Source organism: uncultured Slackia sp. (genome assembly GCF_959608125.1).
Lineage (GTDB): Bacteria > Actinomycetota > Coriobacteriia > Coriobacteriales > Eggerthellaceae > Slackia.
Genome location: NZ_CAUHPG010000001.1, coordinates 118120 through 141255, shown reverse-complemented (window position 1 = coordinate 141255; position 23136 = coordinate 118120). Strand labels below are relative to the sequence as shown.

Below are 23136 nucleotides of genomic sequence, written 5' to 3'. Positions count from 1 at the left end.
GTCCGCCGCACGTCACGCGGCATTGAATTCGGTGTCGCAGCTGCACCCCTCAGCTGACAAATATAGGTAAGAAACCCCGATTAGAAAAAAGGCATGGGGTTCGACAAAGGAGGAAACTGTGGAAATCACTGTCGCACTCGCCGCACTGAAGGTCGTCGGCTACGGCCTGGCCGCCATCGGCCCTGGCATCGGCATCGGTATCGCTACCTACGGTCTGTGCGTCGCCGCTGCTCGCCAGCCCGAGATGAAGGGTCAGCTCATGGGCTACTTCTTCATCGGTGCCGCTATGTCCGAGGCTCTGGCGCTGCTCGGCTTGGTTCTGTTCTTCATCGGTTAATCGATTCGATTCACTGCATGATTTTCACGAGAGAAGAACAGGAGGCAAGCGAGTTGAAAGCGTACTCACCTAAGGCTGGCAAAATCGGCGCCGTGATCGTTTCCGCGTCCGCCGTCGCTCTTTGCAGCCCCGCGTATGCATTCGCTTCTGAGGGCGGTGGCGTCGAGGCCATTCTGCCCAAGATGAATGAATTCATCCCCATGCTCGTCGCCTTCATCATCCTGTGGGTCGTCCTTGCGAAGTTCGGCTGGCCTGTGTTCGATCGTATGCTCGAGAAGCGCGCGAACACCATCCGCGATGATTTGAAGAATGCCGAAGATGCCCGCCAGGAAAGCGAGCGTCTGCTTGAAGAGTACAAGCAGCAGCTCGCCGAGGCCAAGGCCGAGGCTTCTCGCATCGTCGCCGATGCCAAGAAGACCGGCGAAGACGTGAAGGCCGACATCACGGCTAAGGCGCACCAGGAAGCTGCCGACATGATCGAGAAGGCCCATGTGGCCATCGAGGCCGAGAAGAAGGCTGCCGTTTCCGAGCTCCAGAGCTCCGTCGCCGACCTTTCGGTCGCCGTCGCCGCCAAGCTCATCGGCAACGATCTGTCCGACGAACAGCACCGCGCTATGATCAAGCGCTATGTTGAAGAGGCAGGTAGCTTCAATGCCAACTAATCGTCTGCTTGCAAAAGAAGAAGTCGCCACGTACGTGAACCTGCTTCTGGAAGCCGCCATGAACGAAGGCGGACAGGAGCGCGTGCTCGACGTGCGCGATCAGCTGGAGGCCGTGCTCGGTATCTACCGCGGCAACGCGGATTTGCGCGACGCCCTGGCCAACCCGGCGTATTCCCCTGAGCAGCGTGGACGTTTGGCCGCCAACGTGTTCGAGGGAGTAGACCCCTTGGTCAACAGCGTGATCGCCGTTATGGCGGAGCGTGGCAACCTCGGCAAGCTCTCGGCGGTCGTCTCTTCTTTCGAAGAGGCTTCCGAAGAGAAGCTGGGCGTTTGCGTCGTCGATGTGACCACGGCGGTCTCTCTCGACGACGAGCTTCGCACGGTCATCACCGACAAGCTTTCCAAGGATTTGGGCAAAAGCGTCGTGCTGCGCGAGCACATCGACGCGTCCATCCTGGGCGGCATTATCATGAGTACCCATGGAAAACGCATCGACGCGAGCGTCGCTTCTCAGCTGGAGCATACTCGCAACGTGCTTACGGAATCCAACGATGGAGGTGAATGCTAGTGACAGAAATCACCGCAAAGTCTATCGACGAAGCATTGCGCAAGCAGCTGGAATCGCTCGAAACCAGCGTCGATGCCCGCGAGGTCGGTACGGTCGTCCAGGTCGGCGACGGTATTGCTCGCGTCGATGGGTTGAAGGGCGCCATGGCAGGCGAGCTTCTGGAATTCCTCGGTGAGGGCGGCAAGACCGTGTACGGTCTGGCTCAGAACCTCGAGGAAGACGAAGTCGGCGCCGTGCTCCTCGGCGATGTCACCGCAATTCGAGAAAACGACCAGGTTCGCACCACTGGCAAGATCATGGAAGTGCCTTCGGGCAAAGGTCTGCTCGGTCGCGTCGTGAACCCGCTGGGCATGCCGATCGACGGCAAGGGTCCGATCAAGGCCGAGGGCGTGCGCCCGGTCGAGTTCAAGGCCCCGGGCGTCATCAGCCGCAAGCCCGTCCACGAGCCCATGCAGACCGGCATCATCGCCGTCGACGCCATGGTGCCTATCGGACGCGGCCAGCGCGAGCTGATCATCGGCGACCGCCAGACCGGCAAGACCGCTATCGCGATCGACGCCATCATCAACCAGAAGAACACCGATATCATCTGCATCTACGTCGCTGTCGGCCAGAAGGCCTCCACGGTGGCGGGCGTCATGGAGACGCTGGAGAAGCACGGCGTCATGGACAAGACGATCATCGTCGCCGCTAATGCCTCCGACAGCGCTCCGCTGCAGTACATCGCTCCGATGGCCGGCGCCGCGATGGGCGAGTACTTCGTCTACACCGGCGAAGACGGACAGCCCGCGGGCCCCGAGAACCACGGCCGTCACGTGTTGATCATCTACGATGACCTGTCCAAGCAGGCTGTCGCATACCGTCAGATGTCTCTGACCCTGCGTCGCCCGCCGGGACGCGAAGCTTACCCCGGCGACATCTTCTATCTGCATTCTCGCCTGCTCGAGCGCGCAGTGAAGATGTCCGACGAATACGGTTGCGGCTCCATGACGGCTCTGCCGATCATCGAGACGCAGGCAGGCGACGTTTCGGCATACATCCCGACCAACGTCATCTCCATTACCGACGGTCAGATCTTCCTGGTCACGGACCTGTTCTACCAGGGCCAGCGTCCTGCAATCGATGTCGGCATCTCGGTTTCCCGAGTCGGCGGCTCCGCGCAGACCAAGGCCGTCAAGTCCGTTTCCGGCACGCTGCGTCTCGACCTTGCGGCATATCGCGAGCTCCAGGCGTTCACCCAGTTCGGCTCTGACCTTGACAAGTCCACGCAGGACCAGCTCAACCGCGGCGCCCGCATGACGGAGCTGCTCAAGCAGAACCGTTACAACCCGCTGGCGTTCGAGGAAGAGGCCGTGGCCGTCTACTGCGGCGGTAAGGGCTTCCTGGACGACATCGACGTCAAGGACGTCGTTCGCTTCCGTGACGAGCTCATCGTCTACCTGCGCGCAAGCCATGCCGACGTGCTGAAGAAGATCCGCGAGGATGCGAAGTTCACGCCTGAAAGCGAAGAGGGCCTCAAAGCGGCCATCGACGCCTTCAAGAAGCAATTCGCGGCGTAAAGGAAGGCCTGAATATGCCTAACCTGCACGACATTGAAAAGCGCATCAAGTCGGTCTCTTCGACCAAGCAGATCACGCGCACCATGGAGATGGTCGCGGGCGCCAAGGTGAAGCACGCCACCGAGCGTATCGCCGTCGCGACGCCCTACGCCGAATCCATGACCGAGATGCTGCAAGGCGTCGCCGCGCGCGTGCAGGCCAGCGAGAACCCCTTGCTGGAAAAGCGTTCGGATGTGAAACGCATGCTGGTTGTGGCCGTGGTCTCCGACCGCGGCCTCGCCGGCGGCTTCAATTCCAACGTCCTGCGTACGGTCGAGAAGCTGATCCGCGCGAAAAAGGCGCAGGGTGTCGAGGTCGATGTTATCGCCTGCGGCAAGAAGGCTATTGGATTTTTCAAGTACCGCAAGATCGAACCGGTGCTTGATTTCAAGGATCTTTCTGCCGACCCTACGCTCGAAGAGGCGAATGCCATCGCCGATTACGCTGTCAAAGCGTATGAAGAAGGCAGTATCGACGAGGTGGTGCTGGTGTACAACCACGCGAAGAACGCTGCCGAACAGGTGCTTCGCGAGGAAGTCATCCTGCCTGTCGATACGCAAGCTGTCATGGCCGCTACCGCCGATCAGGCGGAAGCTGCAACCGATTCCGTTCCCGCCGGCCTCGAGTTCGAGCCCGAGCCGGCCGATGTGCTGGCGCGTTTGCTGCCCGCATACCTGCGCACCTCGATTTACCATGCGTTGATCGATTCCGCCGCAGGCGAGCAGTCTGCACGTCGCTCCGCAATGCACTCGGCTACCGAGAACGCGAACGAGATGGTGGAAACGCTGTCGAGGTTGTATAACCGTGTACGTCAAGGTGCCATCACCACTGAGATCTCCGAGATCGTGGGTGGCGCTGCAGCTTTGGAGGATTAAATGGCTGACGAGAAAATGCTTACCAAAGCGGAGCTTGAGGCCAGCAAAGGCGCTACGGGACGCATTGTGCGTATCGTCGGCCCTGTCGTTGACGTCGAGTTCCCTGCGGATCAGCTGCCGGCGATTTATAACGCGCTGACGGTTGATGCCACTACTCCTGTCGGCGAGATCCACGTCGTCCTGGAAGTCGAAACCATGCTTCCCGGCAACCTCGTGCGTTCCGTCGCCATGAGTTCCACTGACGGCCTGGTGCGTGGCGCCGAGGTCGTCGACACGGGCCATCCCATTATGATGCCCGTCGGTCCTGAGACCCTGGGTCGCATCTGGAACGTCGTCGGCGAGCCCGTCGACGAGAAGCCGATGCCCGAGGTTTCCGGCTACATGCCGATCCATCGTCCTGCTCCCGAATACGATAGCCTGATCACGAAGACCGAGATCTTCGAGACCGGCATCAAGGCCATCGACCTTATCGAGCCCTTCATCAAGGGTGGTAAGACGGGTCTGTTCGGCGGCGCAGGCGTCGGTAAGACCGTTATCATCCAGGAGCTCATCAACAACCTGGCCCAGGAGCACGGCGGCACGTCCGTGTTCACCGGCGTCGGCGAGCGTACCCGCGAGGGTACCGACCTCTATCTGGAGATGAGCGAGTCCGGCGTTATCGAGAAGACCTGTCTGGTCTACGGCCAGATGAACGAGCCGCCGGGAGCGCGTCTGCGCGTCGGCCTGGCCGGTCTGACCGAGGCCGAGTACTTCCGTGACCAGGGTCAGGACGTGTTGTTGTTCGTCGACAACATCTTCCGTTTTACGCAGGCAGGTTCCGAGGTGTCCGCACTGCTCGGCCGTATGCCGTCCGCAGTCGGTTACCAGCCTACGCTGGCTACCGAGATGGGCGACCTGCAGGAGCGCATTACGTCTACCACCACGGGTTCCATTACCTCGGTGCAGGCCGTTTACGTTCCCGCCGACGACTTGACCGACCCCGCACCGGCCACGACGTTCACCCACCTCGACGCCAAGACGGTTCTTTCCCGTTCCATCGCCGAGCTCGGCATCTACCCGGCTGTCGACCCGCTGGAGTCCACCTCCCGCGCTCTCGAGCCCGCCATCGTGGGCGAGGAGCACTACCGTGTCGCCACCGGCATCCAGGAGCTTCTGCAGAACTACAAGGACCTGCAGGACATCATCGCCATTCTGGGTATGGACGAGCTTTCCGAAGAGCAGAAGCTGACCGTGTCTCGTGCACGTAAGGCGCAGCAGTTCTTCGGCCAGTGCTTCCATGTCGCCACGCAGTTCACCGGTCTGCCTGGCAAGTACGTCAAGATGGAGGACACCGTCCGTTCCTTCGCTGCCATTCTCGACGGCGAGTGCGACGAGATTCCCGAGCAGTGCTTCCGCCTGAAGGGCTCCATCGACGACGTGTACGCCGATTACGAGGCTCTGAAGAAGAACGAGGCATAAGCTATGGCGAAATTCACCTGCGATATCGTGACGCCTGACGCGAAGTGCTACACCGGCGAAGTCCACTTCGTCGTGGTGCCCGGCACCGAAGGCGAGATGGGTTTCCTGTTCGGGCATGTGCCCCTGGTCTCCACGCTGAGCGACGGCATCGTCCGCGTTCAGGAAGACGAGGGCGGCTCGTTCAAGGAGTTCGCCGTCGAAGGTGGCTACGTGCAGGTTAGCGGCACGAAGGTCATCATCTTGGCCGATAAGGCCGAACAGTGCTAAGCATCGCGCTCGTGTTCACGAAGGCGGTCCCGTAGGGGACCGCCTTTTTTCATGCGTATGTTCAGCCGGTTCGATGTCGTTGCAGACCGCATGGACCTTTCGAACGCGTCCGTCTTTCTGCACATCGTGCGGGAATGTGTCGGGTTTTCGATACAGGGACGAAATCATCGACCTGAAGATCGTTTTGAAACGTTGTCGTGGTATGTTTTACCGGTTCGTCGAGACGAGCCGTTCAGGCGCTGTATGAGGAAGCCCGGAATCTGTCGGCTTTCGGCGCGCGGCCTTGACGTTTATATGGATGAATACGCTCAGGAGATATGCATGAAAACCAGCAATAAAGTCATCGCGACGGGCATGTCGGTCGCCCTTGCGCTCACCATGACGCCGGTCGTGGCGCTTGCCGACGGGTCCGTGGCCCAGGATGCCCCTGCGATCGAAGCCGAGTCCGATGGCGCCCTGACGGCAGCCGATTCCTTCGATTGGATGCCTGCGGAAGGCTACGACAAGGCCGAATTCTATAGCGAAGCCGCAGACGAGGATGCGGTGCTTCTGTCTGATTCCGCCCGTGCGGCCAGCGTCTATCCGGTGAAGATTTCGAAAGATATGCTGTATTTCGGCGCCTATGAAGGCGGCACGTACGACCGTACGTTTAGCTGGGGCGATGGCTACCATGCCCTCGGCTTCTATCAGTTCGACCATCGATACGGCCTTCAGAACTTCTTGATCGCGTGCTATCACTACAATCCCGTGAAGTATGCGATGTTCGAGCAGTTCGTCGACATTCCTTCTAACGAGTTCAAAGCCGCCGATGCCATCCGTCAGAAAAACGAAGAAGGCGTCGCGGAGTTCACCGCGCTGGGCAAGGCTCTCAACGAAGCCTGGGTCGCCGCCGCATATGCCGACGGCGTCGGTGCCGCCGATGGCGAGTTCGCACGTCTGCAGGACGGCTGGGCGTACGAGAACTACTACATGCCTGCCGAACGCTACCTGGCAAGCCGCGGCATCGATATTTCCGATCGCAACGACGCGGTCAAGGGTCTGTGCTGGGGGATGTCGAACCTGTTCGGCACCTCAGGTTGGCGCAAGTTCGTCGGTGGCGTCTCCGACGGCTACGATTGGGACGGCGTCTATCATTATCTGAGCGAGCAGTACGTGTGGCCGGGCGCGGGCCTGACCGATGACATGTCCGACACCGAGTTCGTCAGCGTGCTGTGCGATTACGTCATCCAGAACGTCGCGGTGTTCTACAAGGGCCAGCCGCAGTATCACGAGGGTTGGCAGAACCGCTATAAGCGCGAGAAGGCCCAGTGCCTGGCCATCATCGAGCGTACGGGCGACACGCACGAGCCCAGTCCCGAACCGCAGCCGGATCCCGAACCCGAGCCTCAGCCCGATCCCGACCCGGCGCCTGATTCCGATGCGTGGTACGAGCCCTATATCGCGGAGGCGAAGCGTCTCGGCCTGATGCAGGGCTATCCCAACGGCGATTTCGGGGCCGAGGAGGCCGTGACGCGTGCCCAGGTTGCTATGGTGCTCTGTCGTGCCGGAGGCGCTGATACGGGATCTCTTCCGGACAATAAGACTCCCTGGGTCGACGTGCTCGACGGCGCGTGGTATACCGAGGCCATGAATTGGGCTTATCGCAAAGGAATCTTCACGGGCGATACCGGCGCGAACCCGACGGTGCGTCCTGATGACACGATCACGCGTGAAGAAATGGCCAAGGTCATAGCGACTTATATGAAGAAGTTCCGCGGTGCGGATATCGACGCTTCCGGTCTGGAATGGCCGAACGGCACGTCCAACACGCACGATCTCGATAAGCTTTCTCCGTGGGCCGCTCTGTACTTCAAGTGGCTCGCCAATGAAGGCGTCATGGGCGGCATCGTCAACGGGGACGGTTCCGTTTCGCTCGACCCTCAGGGCACCGCGACGCGCGCCATGTTCTGCAAGGTTGCCGTCGACGCCGTGAAGTGGTAGGACGTCCGCGTTCGCGCATGAAGAACCGTATATCGACGATGGAAAGAACCGCCTTTCGGGGCGGTTCTTTCCATCTGCAGGCGTCTTCCTGTAACGAAACGCGCCGCCCTGAAAGAGGGCGGCGCGCCGTTTTGCGGAAATTCGTCGCGTCGGGCTATTCGATCGCGGCGGTCCTCATGGCCATCGTGGCGATTTGGGCACGAGTGGCGGCTCCTTGCGGAGCCAGCATGCCGTCGATACCGGTGACGATTCCTTCTCCGGTGGCCCAGGCCAAGGGGCTGACGGCCCAGGAGCTCACCTTGTCCTTGTCGGGGAAGTCGCCGCTGATCAGGCCGTCGCCCTGTTGTCTAGTAGCGTTGTAGAACACCTTGGCGAACTGCTCGCGCGTGACCTTGTCGCCGACGACGAAGCTCGGTTCGGCACCCTCGTAGCCTTTCATCGCGTCGTCGTATCGGGCGGGTTACCCGCGTTTTTTGTTTGCGCGGTTCGTGCGGGCCGTTGCGGCTGTCGCAAGCGCCAGGGCGGCGGCGCCGAAAGCTGCGAAGGCGATTGTCGCGGCTCCATCGCCGGTTTTGGCGAGGGTGCCGCCGTGGGCTTCGTCGGAAGCGTTTGTCGAAGCGCCGGGGGACGTTCCCGAAGCATCGGCCGTGCCGCTGCCGGAGTCGCTCTGGTTTTCGCCGCCGCCATGGGGCTTGTCGGGAGCGACCGTGCCTCCGTCTCCATCAGGGGCATCGGGCTCGATCGGCCTGTCGGGGTTCGGTTCGGGGTCGGGTGCCGGTTCAGGCTCGGGGTCGGGCTGCGGATCGGGTTCTGGGTCGGGCTGCGGATTGGGGTCGGGTGCCGGTTCAGGCTCGGGGTCGGGGCCGGGGCTGGGCTGAGGGCCAGGGTCAGGGCTGGGTTCGGGCTCGGGATCGGGGTCGGGTGCCGGTTCCGGTCCCGGATCGGGTTCGGTTGCTACGGGCTTGTTCGTCACCGTTATCGCGACAGGAATGAAGCCGACGGTCGCGGTCGTTTCGGTCTTTCCGTCTTCGAGCTCGTATCCTTCGGGAGCGGTGGTTTCCACGAACGCATAGGTGCCGAAAGGCAGTTTGAGGTCGACAGGATCGGTCGACCCCGATGTGCACAGCTTGCCCGCCTCATTGGTGACCAGGTTTTCGAGCAGAATTCCGCCGCTGGTTTTCGCTACGGTGCGCTTACCTTCCGCGTCCACGGCGTACACGGTGAACGTGGCGCCTGCGAGCGGCGTTTCCGCCGCGCCGTCCGCAGGAACGGCTACCTTGGTGAAATCGATCGTGCCATATTTGGCGCCTTCGACGATCACGCCGCCGGGTTCGATGGTAGCGCTGCCAGTGGTGTTTCCCTTGATGACGGCGTCGAGTGTCGACCCTTCGTGCCGGACAGGATTATCGGGAGCGATGGGAATCTCCTGGCCGAAATACGATGCCGTGTTCTTATATACGGGGTTGCCTTTTTCGTCGATCGTCGGCGAATTGTTCACCAGGTTCATGGTGTAGGTCATCGTAATGAAGCCGCCTTCTACGGTGCCTGCGTTTGCGCCATGGAAGTTTTTGATGCGGACCTTGAATCCCTTGCCGACGGTTTTGTTCAGGCCGCCTGCGTTGTCGATGAGGGCTTGCTCGTCGCTTGTCAGCGGCTCCCCCGAAGGCTTTTCAAGCAAAATGTTCGCGGGCACGACGGCCGGCACGTCGCTCGCGTACGGCTTGCTGCCTACAAGGCGGTCTTCGTAGACGAGCGTCTTTTCTTGATAGCTCGCTTCACGCGGCACGTTCGCGTTCTCTGCCTCTTCGGTAAGGAAATATACGTCGTAGAGCCAGATCTCCATCGGGTCTGTCGCGGGGCTGACCGTAGTGGAGTTGCTGCGGTAATGGTTTCCCTCGAAATCGAGCGCATCGCCGCCGCCTTTATAGCTTTCGGGGATGGCCATGTCGAAATCGCCATCGAAGCGTTGGTTGATGTCGGGTGTGTCGTAGAAGACGAATTCGTTGTTGGTGCAGAGCTTGGTGGACGCGTAGATGGAATACATGACCGAACCGTAGTCGGTGCTGCCTTCTTGGGGCTCTTGATAGCGTCCGCTCGTTTTGACGAATTTCGCCTCCTTGGGAAGAAGCGTGTTGTTCACCGTCAGCTTGATCGCTTTGTCTTCGATGGGGGTGCCGTTGACGGAGAGGCAGTAGGTCAGATCGACGGATTTTTTGTCGGCGTGCTTCTTGAAGTATTCGGCATGCGCTGCGCGGTCGATCGCGTATTCGAGATGGACGGCCTCGACGGTATGGAATTCCGTGTCTCCGAGGTTCGCGAACGTGAAGGTCATGGCTTTGCCGTCCGGGTAGGCGAGGTCGGCGATTTTGGCCCCGTTGAGATGGACCTCTTTGTTTTTGTCCGAAAAGCCCTTGTAAACGCGCAGCAGGTCGGGCGTATCGGCGCCGACGGGCTCCAATGCAATAGTGAGCGTGTCGCCCTTGCCGAGCCTATCGTCGGCCGTCGGCGTGTACTCGAGGCCGAAGTTCACGTCGACCGTCTTGGCTACGTCGAGCTCGTGTGGCTCGACGTTTCCGAACAGATCGTCCGAATGGTCTTTGTTCGATGATGCCGTGATGCTCTCGACGCCGCCTTTGATGATCGCGGCGGTGTCCATGCCCGACGCGCCGCCCGAAGGCGCGGTTTCGTCGGCGTATGCCGGGCTTATCAAAGGGCAGAGCGCGAAAGCCATGATGGCTGCGAGTGCCGTCCTGAAAGCCCGGGATAGGGGATGCAGCGTGCCTGCCATGGTTTCTCCTTGTTTCCCGGTTCGAACGCTATGAAGCGAAGGCGCGATCCGACCGTTTGCGGCCGACGCTCCTTCGGTACACGGAACACATCGTGGCGGTCTGGTGTGTAACGTCAACCCATCAGGATAGCAACAAGGGGCAATAATGCAAATGCTCGGCGTTTCGATCGCGGGTTGGCAGGGTCTCTGGTCGCGTCATGGTGCCGCACCGCCGCCAGGATGCACGAAGGCCGCCCATGGGGACGGCCTTTCGCTTGTCGGACTGTCGGGTTCGTATGAATGCGAAACGGGCCGTCCAAGGAGGGGACGGCCCGTTTCTTAAAGGGGTATTGGCGACCCGCCGTTACAGGCGAAACATTGTCGTGCTATGCGCCTACCATGACCTGCGCCACAAGCAGTGCGCCGCCGAAGACGAACAGGAAGCCGACCATCGGGAGAACGAACTTCAACCAATGCGTGTACTTCATGTCCAACATGGTCAACGTTGCCATGACCAGACCCGTCGGTGCCAGGTAGAGCATTGCGTACTGGCCCCAGTTGTAGGCGGAGACGATGATGGAGCGGTCGATGCCGACGGTGTCGGCCAGCGGCGCCAGAATGGGCATTGCCAGAACGGCCAGGCCCGAAGAGGACGGCACGATGAAGCCGAGCAGGAAGAAGATGACCATCATCATGATGATGAAGACGGCGCCCTCCATGCCGGCGACGGCGTTGGAAGCCCAGTAGAGCAGCGTGTCGGAGATGAAGCCCTCTTCCATGATCAGGTTGACGCCACGGGCCAGACCGATGATCAGGGAAACGCCGACGAGGCTCGAAGCGCCGTTGATGAAGGCATCGACGACGGTCTTCTCGTCAAGACCGGTGAGGAAGATGCAGATGATCGCGATGAACAGGAAGGAAGCAGCCATCTGCGGGAACCACCAGTGCAGGTTCACGACGCCGTAGATCATGATGACGAAGGCGGCGACGAACAGCACCAGGATGAGCTTGCGACGCCAGTCGAAAGCAGGAATGCTGGAAGAATTGGAGTCATGGACGCTGAAGAGCTTGGCGAAGTGCTCGCGGTCCTCGTAGGTATAGGAGGCCTCGGGGTTCTTCTTGATCTTCTTGCAGTACCAGTACAGGTAGCTCACGACCACGATAGCGCCCACGACGCAGCCGATGACGCGCCATTCGATGCCCTCGGTCCAGGCGACGCCTGCAGCGTTGGATGCGATAACGACGGAGAACGGGTTGATCGTGGAGAACGTGGTGCCCATGGAGCCGGCGAGGAAGATGGCGCCGACGCAGACGATGGAGTCATATCCCAAAGCGAGGAATATAGGTACGAGGATCGGGTAGAACGCGACCGCTTCCTCCTCGAGGCCGCAGGTCGTGCCGCCGAGAACCATCAGCACGCTGACGAGGAATACCAAGAGGAACTCGCGACCCTTGGTCTTCTTCGTCAAGGCGACCAGGCCCGACTCGAAGGCGCCCGATGCGTTGACGACGCCGATCAAACCGCCCAGAACAAGGATGAAGACCATGATGTCGACGCCGTTGATGGTGCCGTTGACCATAGCGGCGGTGACATCGAACAGGCCCTTGGGCTGCTGCGGAAGTTCCTCGTAGGTGCCGGGGACGGAGATGGGCTTGGTGATGGAGCCGTCGAGGAACTTGGCGACGTCGACCTTCATGTCCTGAAGCTCGGGATCGGCGCGGAATGCCTCTTCGGTCGCGGGTATGGTGCGGACTTCGCCGCTAGGCTCGGTGATCTGGAACTCGGAGCTATCGGGCAGGTACGCCAGCTTGGAGTAGGCGCCTGCGGGGATGAACCACGTGGCGATAACGGCCAGGATCGTGATCACGAACAAAATCGTGAACGCTGTAGGAACGCTGAATTTCTTCTTTTTCTTCTTCGGCGGTGCGTCTACCGTCGCGACCGGCTTGGCGGCCGTGGCTTCTGCTGACATTGTGCCTCCTTGCAGTTGTTGCGCCGCTTCGCCGAAACGAGGCGGCCTCTCTCTCGCTCTATCGAAAGGCCGCTCTTCCCATACGGCCTTCGTTAGACATAATTCTTCCGCCGGGCACGTCTATGTCCGTTTCGGAAAATATGGAAAAGGGGCGCAGGCCGCATGGGATAGGGGTGAATGCGGCCTGCGGCTTCGCGTGAAGTTGAATATTCGAATAGAAATTCGATTCGAATCCGGTTGCTTCATCGGTAGTCGCTTTTACGAGACGAATATACAGCCGAAATGCATTTTCGGCGATATTTAAGAGGGGTTGGGGATGGGTTTAATTTGGGTGTAGAATGCTAAATGCATCGTTTTAAGTGCGGTTTTGTCGCCGTTGCGGCTTTTCCGCCGGGTTTTGTTCTGATTCGTGCGAAACAGGGGCTTATCTGTATGACGATCGTAGTTATGTTCTATTACACCTTGATGATTCTGTTGGTGAGCATCGTCGCGGCCGCTTTCTGCCTTTCGGGCTATCTCGTCTCCCATCGACGCTTCCTTATTTTCGCAGGCGTCGGATTCCTGTCGTATTTTCTCGACGTGGCATTGGTGTTTCAAGACGATTTTCTGTTGCGCGGCAGTTCCGAGCCGCTTGATTCGATTTATTTCGTAGGGTCGCAGCTGCCCTCTGTCATCACGGGCGCAGGGCTTGTCACGGCGTTCTGGCTGTGCCTGTGCGACTTCTTCGAGGTGAAGAACAAGGTGCTTCTAGTCGCTCCTACCGCAGTGTTCGTGGTCGGCAGCGTCACGCTGTATTTCACGGTCGGCAGCGGACCGATGGGTCTGTTCCTGTTCTACGGCATGCGTTCGCTCGTCATGGTGTGGATGCTGCTTTACGTCGCCATGCGCTACATCGGCTCGACCGACGGCGTCGTGCGCGAGCGTTTGTGGCGCCACCGCTTCTTCTATGCGGGTCTGTGGGTTTTGGTCGTGTGCATCGTGGCCGAAAATGCGGTGTTCATGTTCGTGATCGATCCCCAGTTGGTCGAATCGGGGTCCGTCCCGTTCTTCCCCGAGCGCAATTTCGCCGAGAATGCGCTTATGATTTGGTGTGCTGCGTTCGTTTGCGTCGGCTGCTGGCGTCTGTTCGCGCTGCATTTCAAAACGCCCCCTGCCGAAAATTGCGATAAGGCGGTCGCGTTCATCGACAACGGACTGGCTTCGTATTGCGATCGCTACGGCCTTTCGGCACGCGAGGAGGAAGTGCTCAAAGAAGTGCTGTTGGGAAAAGACAACCAATGCATCGCCACCGAGATGAGCTTGGCGCTTTCGACCGTCAAGGTGCATGTTCACAACATCCTGCACAAAACGGGCCAGGCGAACCGCCAGGATCTTATGCGCGACTTCCGCATGCATTCGTAGCGGCGTTCGCTTTATGGGAAAGGCCGCCCCGAATTCTTCTTCGTGAAGGAGCGGGGCGGCCTTCTCTCTTGCGTGTCGTTAATCGGCGATCGTCACGGAGGGGTTTTCGCGCGTAATCACGGTCTTGCGCTCGATCGTCGCGTCGAGACAGGATTCGACGAGGCTCGCCAGATCGTCAAGGGCCGCTTTCAGGTCGTCGAGACGTGCGGGGTCGACGCATTCGATGACGAGGAAGGCATTTTCCGAATCGTCGGAAAGGGCGCTGCGTTGCCCATCGCGCCAATTCCAGCAGCGGCAGATCGCGCCGGCGTCATCACGATAGCAAAGCTCGCCGGGAAGGGTGGGGTCCTCGTCGTTTTCTCCGAGCGGAAGGAAGGAGTCGCCGCCCTCGGTGAGGCCGAGGCGCACGTCTCCGACGAAGGCGTCGATGTCCTCGCCTCCGACGGGAAGGGCGTATTTGAGCGAGATGGCGTTATAGATGTCGACAGACGGGTTGATGGAGCGCACGGGATTGCCTTTGAGGACGCGCTTAAGCAGGTTCTCGATGGAGCAGCGCGCTCCTTTCTTGGTCTTGAATGAACGATAGGCGTCTCTCCATACTTTGACGACGTCGTTTTCGGAGATGGTGTCGCTCGTCAAATGCATTTCGGCCATGCCGTTCGCGGCGACGAGCAGCTGGGAAAGCATCGTCGCCTTTTCGGGCGAGACGTCGGCGGCGCTTTTCATGCCCCGTGCCACGACGATGCCGACGGCGGCGTCGGGGAAGAGGTCCCAAAAGCTTTCTTCGGCGATGAATTGCTGCATAAGTAACCTTTCATGCGATAAAATCCGCTACTTGTTCTTATTCGATGCAGTATAGCGAATTTGCGGGTCAGTTTTTCTTCCCCGAAATCTCCTCGATATCGAGCGCCCAGACGGCGGTCGCTTCGAAATCGGCTTCGAGCGCGGCCTCGATGCCGTCTTTGTGTTCGGGCAGATATTTCATGCATAGCCCCACAAGGGCTTTTCGTGCGGTCACGGGGTCTTCGACATGCCTGACGCGCCCGAATGCCATGACCGATGAAAAGCCTGTAGTGAACGATCCGTCTTGAAAGCGCGCCGCCACATCTTCGACGATCGTGGCGCATGCGTGCCGACCCGTGGCGAAGGCGTCGAGCTTGCGTCCCGCCTCGTTCGTAGTGTGGAAGTAAATGGCGCCCAGGCCGGCGTGCCCTTCTCTATCGTCTTTCATGTAGATATAAGAGAGGGGGACGCCGTAGGGGAGGCCGTCTGCGTCGATGCAGGCGAGCGTGCAGTATCTGCCGCGTGCCAGAACTTCGCATATGGCGTCGTCGTCCATTCGTCGCGATGCCCTGCGCATGTCGTAGCGGTGCATGGAATTCTCCGTTCCTCGGAGGAATCGACGGGCTCGGCCGTCGATGCGAATACGGTGCCATGATACACCCGCGAAAGCGTGCGGTCCGTGCCGCCGTTGCCTTGTGCGGTGAAGTTCGTTGGGGAAATAGACCGATTCGCGCATCTGAGAAGCGTTTCGGCCGCGGGACCTTTCGTCGAAAAAGTTGTGCTTAAAACTCCATAGCCTGTTCGCTTTTCGTTTGGCTGACGGCCGGTATGATGATGCGGAATCCATTCGAAAGCGCGCGGAAAAGCGGCGGATCGCCGGCTGCATTCGACGGCGTACCCGATCCGTTTCGTTCGCGCATCTGCCGTATGACGGATAGCATGAGCACCAAGGAGCAAGCACACTATGGCATTCGTTCATCTTCACAATCACACCGAGTATTCGATGCTCGATGGCGCTACCAAGATCAAGGACATGGTGCGTCGAGCCGCCGACTTGGGCATGTCTGCCGTGGCGATCACCGACCACGGCGTCATGTGCGGCGTGCCCGAACTGTGCGACGCATGCGACGCGGTCGAGAAGGAGACCGGCACGCGCGTCAAGCCGATCTACGGTTGCGAAATCTATTTCACCGAAGACCCCGAGGTGGGAACGAAGAACAAGTCGCGCTTGTACCATATGGTGCTTCTGGCCAAGAATAACGTCGGCTATCACAACCTGGTCCGTTTGGTGTCTGAGTCGCACGTCGATAACTTCTATTACAAGCCGCGCACTACCTTCGATATGCTGCAGCGCTACTCCGAGGGCCTCATCGCCTCATCGGCTTGCATCGCCGGCATCATCCCGCGCTGCATCGATGCCCGCGATTTCGACGGCGCCCGCACATGGGCCCGCAGGTTCGCCGACCTTTTCGAGCCCGGCGACTTCTATATCGAACTGCAGGACCAGGGCATTACGACCAACGGCGGCATGACGCAGCACGACATGAACGTCGAGCTGACGAAAATCGCCAACGAGCTAGGTCTCAAGACCATCGCTACCAACGACTTCCATTACCTGACGCAGGACGACGCCCGCGCGCAGGACATCATGCTGTGCATCGGCACCGGCTCCAACATGGATGACGAGAACCGCATGCGCTTCGCCAACGATCAGTTCTATATGAAGACCGAGGAGGAGATGCGCGCCGCGCTGCGTGATTTCCCCGAGGCGTGCGATAACACGGTGGAGCTGGCCGAGAAATGCAACGTCGAGCTGGAGCGCGATTCGATCCTGCCTCGCTTCCCGCTGCCCGACGGCGAGACGGAGGAGAGCTGGTTTCGCAAGCGCGTCCAGGAGGGCTTGGTCAAGCGTTACGGCGACCCCGTGCCCGACGAGGTGCAGGAACGCGCCGACTACGAGATGGGCATCATCATCCAGCAGGGCTTCCCTGCGTACTTCCTCATCGTGCAGGAATACATCGAATGGGCCCGCAGCCAGGGCATCGGCGTAGGACCCGGCCGCGGTTCGGCCGCAGGCGCCATCGTGGCGTACGCGATGGGCATTACCGACCTCGACCCGCTGTCCAACGGCCTGCTGTTCGAACGATTCCTTTCTCCCGAGCGCGTCGAGATGCCCGATATCGACGTCGACTTCGAGGATGAGCGCCGCCAGGAGGTCATCGAGCATATCAAAGACGTCTATGGCGAAGACCACGTTTCCGGCGTCATCACGTTCGGCAAGCTGCAGGCGAAAAACGCCATTCGCGACGCGGCGCGCGTGCTGGGCCATCCGTACGGCGTGGGCGACCGCCTGTGCAAGATGGTCGGCGACGAGTTGGGTATCACGATCGACAAGGCGCTGGCCACCAATCCCGATTTCAAGAAGGCCTACGACGGCGAGCCCGAATCGCGCGAGGTCATCGACGCGGCGCGTTCGATCGAAGGCAATGTGCGCGGCGAAGGCGTGCATGCGTGCGCAACGATTATCTGCCGCGACCCGATGTCCGATCACGTGCCTATGAAGCGCGATACCAAGGGCGGCGGCATCATCACGCAGTACGACGGCCACTATACGCCCGACCTGGGTCTGCTTAAGATGGACTTCCTCGGTCTGCGCACGCTGGGCGTGCTTTCGCGTGCGTGCCGCAACATCAAAGAGCGCTTCGGCATCGAAATCGTTCCTGAAGAGATCCCGACCGAGGACGACAAAGCGTTCGAACTCATGCAGTCGGGCAACATGGACGGATTGTTCCAGGTCGAAGGCGCGTTGTACGTCGGCCTGTTCGCTCGCCTCCCACCCAAGCGCTTCTCCGACGTCGTGGCGTCGATCGCGCTGAACCGTCCGGGCCCGCTCGAGTCCGGCATGGTGGAAGACTATATCAAGGTGGCAAGCGGAAAGACGCCGGTGCACTACTACGACGACCGTCTGCGCCCGCTGCTCGAGGAAACCTACGGCACCATGGTCTACCAGGAGCAGATCATGCAGATTTCCATGGTGATGAGCGGTTTCTCGGCCGGCAAGGCGGACAAGCTTCGTAAGGCGATGGGCAAGAAGAAGCTCGACGTCATGATGAAGCTGAAGGACGACTGGTGCAACGGAGCCGTCGAGAACGGTTATTCGCTCGAAATCGCCGAGAAGATCTGGGAAGACGCCGAGAAGTTCGCGAAGTACGCGTTCAACAAGTCGCATTCGGCGGCGTACGCCATTCTGGTCATGCGCACGGCATACCTGAAGGCGTACTATCCGCACGAATACATGGCGGCCGTTTTGTCCAGCTACATGGGCAACGCCGACAAGCTGATCAAGTACATCGCCAGCTGCACGCACAGCAACATTCCGGTTCTGCCGCCCGATATCAATTCGTCGAACCTCGAGTTCACGCCGCTCGACGAAGGCATCCGCTTCGGTCTGGCCGGCGTGCGCGGCGTCGGCGGCGCGGTGGCCGAGGCGATCATCGCCGAACGCAACGCCAACGGTCCGTACACGAGTCTGCACGACTTCGTGAACCGATTGGACACGAAGTGCTATAACCGCAAGACGCTCGAGGCGCTGATCAAGGCGGGCGCATTCGACAGCACCGGCTATACGCGCAAGCAGCTCATGTACTTCATCGAGGAGACGCCTATTTTGGAAAGCGCCTCGAAGCGCCAACGCGACCGCGACGCCGGCCAGGTGAGCATGTTCGATATGTTCGCAGGCGTCGAGGACAGCGGCTTCAAGGAAGACGTTCCGCCCGCCGACGGCGTGGAATGGGACAAGCGCACGCTGCTCGCCTACGAGAAAGAGATTCTGAAGATCTATGTATCGGACCATCCGCTGCGTCCGTTCGAAGGCGCGCTGCGTCGCATAACCAAATACCACCTGGGCGACCTTGCCGAGCACAAGGGCGACATCAACAGCGGCGTGTTCGCCGGTCTGATCACGAGCGTCGGCGTGAAACTGACCAAGAAGGGCAAGAAGATGGCCAACTTCGTGCTTGAAGACACGACGGGCCATGTCGAGGGCGTGTGCTTCAAGTACGACGACTTCCAGGACGCTTTGCAGGAAGACGCCATCGTGAAGGTGAAGGGCAAGTTCGAGCACTCCGACCGCGGCGACCAGATCATGGCGTTCGAGGTGGAGCGTCTCGAGCTGGATGAGGCCCATGCCGGCCCGAGCCATCTCGAGATCAGACTCAATTCGTCTGATTTCGATGCGGCGACCTCGGCCCAGCTGCAGAAGATTCTGAAGAGCCACCCGGGTCGCGACGCCGTGGTACTCAGGATCCAGCAGGCCGATGGACGCAAGTTTCATGCCGAGCTTCCGATGACGGTGGATGTGACGAACAATCTGCTGTATTCGGAAATCCTCGACCTGTTCGGCCGTCCGGTATGGAAGGCGAGTTAGGTTCGGCTTGGGACGCGAGCACGCCGCGGGGCGGCCGCATTCGACGCGGCCGCCCCGTTTTCGTTGGCCGTCTCGCGGCGGGAACGGGGCGCGGTCTTGCTATACTTGGCTGCATGATGACGAAAGAACAGGCGCCTGTGATCGGCGCATCCAACGAAGAGCAGGCCGAAGGTCTCTGCCATACCGTGTCTTTTACTCTGGGCTATAACGGCGCCCCGTTCGCCGGTTTCGCGCGCCAGGCGGAAAGCCATGTCAAAACCGTACAGGGCGAACTAGAGCAGGCGCTCTCGCTTCTGTATCGTCGCGAGGTCAAGACGGTCTGCGCGGGTCGCACCGATGCGGGCGTTCACGCGCTGGGCCAGGTGGTCAGTTTCGACTTGACCGAAGACGAAATGCGCGCCAAGACGCCGCGTTCTTTGCAGCGTTCGATGAATGCACTGGTGGACGACGGCATTTCCATTTCGGCGGTGGAGGAGCGCCCGTTCGGCTTCAGCGCCCGTTTCGACGCGCGTTGGCGCGAATATCATTATCATATCTGCACGCAGAGTGCGCGCCCCGTGCTGGTCATGCCGCTCGTGTGGCATCTCGGCGGGGTCGATCTAGACGTGGAAGCCATGCGATCTGCAGCATCGCGCCTGGTGGGCGAGCATGATTTCAAGAGCTTCTGCATGGCTGCATCGGCCCATATCATCGAGGCCGACGGCCGTTCCACATGCCGCAATGTCATGTCGTGCGACGTCTATTCCGAAATGCTCGCGGGAACGCCCGTGGTCACCGTTCGCGTAGTGGGCAATGCGTTCCTGCATTCGATGGTGCGCACGATGGTGGGCACGCTGGTCGAGGTGGGCCGCGGCAAGCGCGACGCCGCCTGGGTCAACGATGTGCTTGCTGCTCGCGACCGTTCGGCGGCGGGCCAGAATGCGCCGGCTGCCGGTCTTACGTTCTGGCGCGTGGGTTACGACGACTATCAAAGCGATGCCGTTCGGTAGAATCCCATCTTCGGCGGCGAGCGGCGGCCCCGGCGTTTCTTTCGGCCTTCAACGTTTCTGGCGTGTTGCCGTTCGTCGCTCGAAATGAATTCTTCCATGTGGAATCAGGGCGCTACGTTACAATAAAGTGCCATATTCGCGAAACGGATCGTTTTGTTGGCTAAAAGGTTCGCACATCCAGCTGCAAGAATGTGCGAGCCATTTTCATATCGGTCCGCTTTCACTCGGCTCGCGGGCGAATGCCCGCCTGGATAGAAAGGACGGACCATGGCAGATTCGGCTACTCCCGCACGTGCGTCTTGGTCGGGCAAGTTGGCATTCGTGCTGGCTGCCGCCGCTTCCGCAGTCGGCCTGGGCAGCATGTGGCGTTTCCCGTATCTGGCGGCGAAATACGGCGGAGGCACGTTCTTGTTCGTGTATCTCGTGTTCGTATTCACCATCGGTTTGGCGCTGCTGCTGCTTGAAACGGCACTCGGACGTAAGACGGGGCAGAGCTCGATCGGCGCTTTCAAGGCGTTCGGCAAGAAGTACATGTTCATCGGCGTGCTGATGTCGGCGGTTCCGTTCATTATCGTGCCGTATTACTGCGTCATCGGCGGCTGGGTTACCAAGTATCTGGTCGGCTATGCGGTCGAGGGGCCTGCGGCGCTCGCCGACGGCGGCGGATTCTTCACGAACTTCATCTCCAGCGGTTCCGAGAGCATGGCCTTCATGCTGGTGTTCATGGCTTTGACTTATCTGGTCGTCGCTTTGGGCGTCAATAAAGGCATCGAGAAGGCGAATCTCGTCATGATGCCGCTGCTGATCGTCATGGCCGCCGGCGTCGCGATCTATTCGCTTACGCTGCCGGGCGCTATGGACGGTCTTGCGTTCTATCTGCTGCCCGATTTGAGCGCCCTTTCCCCCGAGTTGATCATCGCGGCGCTTGGACAGACCTTCTTCACGCTTTCATTGGCCATGGGCATCATGGTGACTTACGGTTCCTATCTGAAGAAGTCCACCAAGCTCACCTCGAGCGTCACGCAGATTGCCGGCACCACGTTCGGCGTTTCGCTGCTCGCGGGTCTCATGATCATTCCGGCCACTTTCGCAGCTCTTGGTTCGGGCGAGGCCGTAGCCGAGAATTCCGGTCCGTCTCTGATGTTCATCATCCTGCCTCAGGTGTTCGAGAACATGGGCGGCATGGCTTCCGTGCTGGGCTTCGTGTTCTTCATTCTGGTTCTGTTCGCCGCTTTGACGAGCTCCATCTCGCTCGTCGAGACGTGCACCTCGATCATTTCCGACGGCACCAAGTGCTCCCGTCGCCGCGCCTTGGTCATCGTGATCGCGTTCACTACGATCATGGGCATCGTCGTCAATATGGGCTACAGCTCGCTGTCGTTCATCCAGCCGCTGGGCGAGGGCTCTTCGATCCTGGACTTCCTCGACTTCGTTTCCAATTCCGTCATGATGCCGATCGCTGCTCTGCTGACCTGCATCTTCGTCGGTTGGATCATCGGCCCCAAGGTCGTTATCGACGAGGTCCGCGAATCCGCCAAGTTCAAGCTGGCGGGCGTGTGGACCGTGATGGTGAAGTATATCGCCCCCGTCGTCCTCGTCGTCATTCTGATCGCCTACGTAGCGCAGACGCTGGGGTTGTTCTCCATGTAGCGCTCGCGGGGTCGCGCCCGATATCGCCCGCTCTCCTACCGCTCGCTTCGCTCGCTATGCGTCGAGCTCCGCTTGACGGCCTATGAAAAGGGAAGTGTGAGGAAGCGAGCGATTCGGATCGCGACCCCGCTCGCTTGGGCTTTTGGACGGCTTTGTAACTCGTCCGATCGCTTGGGCTTTTAGGACCCGCGCTCTTTGGAGCGCGGGTTTTTTTATTTGGGCCGAGCGGCTGATCAGGTTGCTTGGATTCGGGTCTCTTCATGCGCGCTTGCATGGTTTGGTATGATGGACGGTACGTTTATTCGTCGCTTTCACGGCTTCAAGGAGAATCGCCATGTCGCTTTCCATCGGTATCGTGGGCCTGCCGAACGTCGGCAAGTCCTCGCTGTTCACCGCGCTTACGAAGAAGAGCGGTTTCGCCGCCAACTATCCGTTCGCCACGATCGAGCCCAACGTCGGCCTGGTCCCCGTTCCCGACGATCGCCTCGAGGCGCTCGCTACGCTGGACCATCCCACGAAGATCGTCCCGGCCACGGTCGAGTTCGTCGACATCGCAGGTCTGGTGGCGGGTGCGAGCCAAGGCGAAGGCCTCGGCAACAAGTTCCTGGCCAACATCCGCGAGACCGATGCCATCTGCGAGGTGGTGCGTTTCTTCAGCGACCCCAACGTCGAGCATGTCTCCAAGAAGGTCGACCCGCAGTCCGACGTCGAGACCATCAAGACCGAGCTTATCTTGGCCGACATCGCCACGCTCGAAAAGGCGCTGCCTCGTCTTGAGAAGGAGTCCAAGCGCGACAAGACCGCCGTGTTCAAGTTCGAGACTGCCAAGAAGGTTCTCGCGGGCCTCAACGAGGGCCATCGCGCGCTCACGCTGGGCCTGAGCGACGATGAGATGGCGGCCATCAAGGACCTGTGCCTGCTTACCTGCAAGCCTATGCTCTACATTGCCAACGTTGATGAAGACCAGCTGGACGCCGAGCTTCCCGAAATCGACGGCCAGATCCCCGTGCCCATCTGCGCGAAGACCGAGGCCGACCTGTCCGAGCTCGACCCCGAAGACGCCAAGATGTTCATGGAAGAGCTGGGCCTGTCCGAAAGCGGTCTGGCTCGCCTGATCCGCGAGGCCTACAAGCTGCTCGGCCTGCAGAGCTACTTCACCAGCGGTGAAATCGAGACCCGCGCCTGGACCATTCCGGTCGGTGCGAAGGCGCCGCAGGCCGCGGGCGTCATTCATTCCGACTTCGAGCGCGGCTTCATCAAGGCTGAAACCGCCAGCTTCGAGGACTATATCGCCCTAGGCGGCGAGAAAGGCTGCCGCGAAGCCGGTAAGCTGCGCCAGGAAGGCAAGGAATACGTGGTGCAAGACGGCGACGTCATGCACTTCAAGTTCAACGTGTAAGGC

Annotated in this window: 18 protein-coding genes; 13 read left to right on the top strand and 5 right to left on the bottom strand. The window is 60.1% G+C overall.

Features of this window, described 5'->3' with window-relative positions; translation table 11 throughout:
• Positions 1 to 118 precede the first annotated feature (118 nt).
• From atpE to Q6E04_RS00580, 8 genes are all read left to right on the top strand, one after another.
• A complete protein-coding gene (atpE, locus tag Q6E04_RS00615) occupies positions 119 to 337 on the top strand; it encodes an ATP synthase F0 subunit C (RefSeq protein WP_009139508.1) in 219 nt (72 codons plus the stop codon).
• A 17-nt stretch (positions 338 to 354) separates the two neighbouring features.
• Positions 355 to 999 (top strand): F0F1 ATP synthase subunit B, encoded by a 645-nt coding sequence (gene atpF / locus Q6E04_RS00610; protein WP_303248908.1) that lies wholly within the window; start codon positions 355 to 357, stop codon positions 997 to 999.
• A complete protein-coding gene (gene atpH, locus Q6E04_RS00605) occupies positions 989 to 1567 on the top strand; it encodes an ATP synthase F1 subunit delta (protein WP_303248907.1) in 579 nt (192 codons plus the stop codon). The genes atpF and atpH overlap by 11 nt, the downstream gene beginning before the upstream one ends.
• Entirely contained in the window at positions 1561 to 3126 is a 1566-nt protein-coding gene (gene atpA / locus Q6E04_RS00600; RefSeq protein WP_303248906.1) for a F0F1 ATP synthase subunit alpha, read from the top strand. Before atpH ends, atpA begins: the two co-directional genes overlap by 7 nt.
• Positions 3127 to 3140: 14 nt before the next feature.
• Positions 3141 to 4040, top strand: a complete 900-nt coding sequence (atpG, locus tag Q6E04_RS00595; RefSeq protein ID WP_303248905.1) for an ATP synthase F1 subunit gamma — start codon at positions 3141 to 3143, stop codon at positions 4038 to 4040.
• Between the two features lie 15 nt (positions 4041 to 4055).
• Entirely contained in the window at positions 4056 to 5498 is a 1443-nt protein-coding gene (atpD, locus tag Q6E04_RS00590) for a F0F1 ATP synthase subunit beta (RefSeq protein WP_368656390.1), read from the top strand.
• Positions 5499 to 5501: 3 nt separating this feature from the next.
• Positions 5502 to 5765 (top strand): ATP synthase F1 subunit epsilon, encoded by a 264-nt coding sequence (gene atpC / locus Q6E04_RS00585; protein ID WP_303248903.1) that lies wholly within the window; start codon positions 5502 to 5504, stop codon positions 5763 to 5765.
• Positions 5766 to 6086: 321 nt separating this feature from the next.
• Positions 6087 to 7745: an S-layer homology domain-containing protein gene (locus tag Q6E04_RS00580; protein WP_303248902.1), complete on the top strand. Its 1659-nt coding sequence runs from the start codon at positions 6087 to 6089 to the stop codon at positions 7743 to 7745.
• 154 nt (positions 7746 to 7899) lie between these two features.
• Here Q6E04_RS00580 and Q6E04_RS00575 read toward each other — a convergent pair whose 3' ends face one another.
• The 3 genes from Q6E04_RS00575 to Q6E04_RS00565 form a co-directional block, all read right to left on the bottom strand.
• Positions 7900 to 8184, bottom strand: a complete 285-nt coding sequence (locus tag Q6E04_RS00575) for an S-layer homology domain-containing protein (RefSeq protein ID WP_303248901.1) — start codon at positions 8182 to 8184, stop codon at positions 7900 to 7902.
• A gap of 21 nt (positions 8185 to 8205) precedes the next feature.
• Positions 8206 to 10533, bottom strand: a complete 2328-nt coding sequence (locus tag Q6E04_RS00570; protein ID WP_303248900.1) for a prealbumin-like fold domain-containing protein — start codon at positions 10531 to 10533, stop codon at positions 8206 to 8208.
• A 365-nt stretch (positions 10534 to 10898) separates the two neighbouring features.
• Positions 10899 to 12485 (bottom strand): YfcC family protein, encoded by a 1587-nt coding sequence (locus Q6E04_RS00565; RefSeq protein WP_303248899.1) that lies wholly within the window; start codon positions 12483 to 12485, stop codon positions 10899 to 10901.
• A 432-nt stretch (positions 12486 to 12917) separates the two neighbouring features.
• Between Q6E04_RS00565 and Q6E04_RS00560 the strand changes: the two genes are divergently transcribed.
• Entirely contained in the window at positions 12918 to 13886 is a 969-nt protein-coding gene (locus Q6E04_RS00560) for a helix-turn-helix transcriptional regulator (protein WP_303248898.1), read from the top strand.
• 78 nt (positions 13887 to 13964) lie between these two features.
• Here Q6E04_RS00560 and Q6E04_RS00555 read toward each other — a convergent pair whose 3' ends face one another.
• Positions 13965 to 14690, bottom strand: a complete 726-nt coding sequence (locus Q6E04_RS00555; protein WP_303248897.1) for a B3/4 domain-containing protein — start codon at positions 14688 to 14690, stop codon at positions 13965 to 13967.
• Positions 14691 to 14757: 67 nt separating this feature from the next.
• Positions 14758 to 15261, bottom strand: coding sequence for a pyridoxamine 5'-phosphate oxidase family protein (locus Q6E04_RS00550; RefSeq protein ID WP_303248896.1), 504 nt, complete (start codon positions 15259 to 15261; stop codon positions 14758 to 14760).
• 372 nt (positions 15262 to 15633) lie between these two features.
• On the opposite strand from Q6E04_RS00550, the gene dnaE reads away from it, so the two are divergent.
• From dnaE to ychF, 4 genes are all read left to right on the top strand, one after another.
• The gene (gene dnaE, locus Q6E04_RS00545; protein WP_303248895.1) at positions 15634 to 19095 is read left to right on the top strand and encodes a DNA polymerase III subunit alpha; all 3462 of its coding nucleotides are present in this window, start codon (positions 15634 to 15636) and stop codon (positions 19093 to 19095) included.
• A gap of 113 nt (positions 19096 to 19208) precedes the next feature.
• Positions 19209 to 20084 carry a tRNA pseudouridine(38-40) synthase TruA gene (truA, locus tag Q6E04_RS00540; RefSeq protein ID WP_303248894.1) on the top strand — a complete coding sequence of 292 codons (876 nt, stop codon included), beginning with the start codon at positions 19209 to 19211 and terminating at the stop codon, positions 20082 to 20084.
• Between the two features lie 267 nt (positions 20085 to 20351).
• Positions 20352 to 21734: a sodium-dependent transporter gene (locus Q6E04_RS00535; RefSeq protein WP_303248893.1), complete on the top strand. Its 1383-nt coding sequence runs from the start codon at positions 20352 to 20354 to the stop codon at positions 21732 to 21734.
• Positions 21735 to 22068: 334 nt separating this feature from the next.
• A complete protein-coding gene (ychF, locus tag Q6E04_RS00530) occupies positions 22069 to 23133 on the top strand; it encodes a redox-regulated ATPase YchF (protein WP_303248892.1) in 1065 nt (354 codons plus the stop codon).
• Positions 23134 to 23136 lie beyond the last annotated feature (3 nt).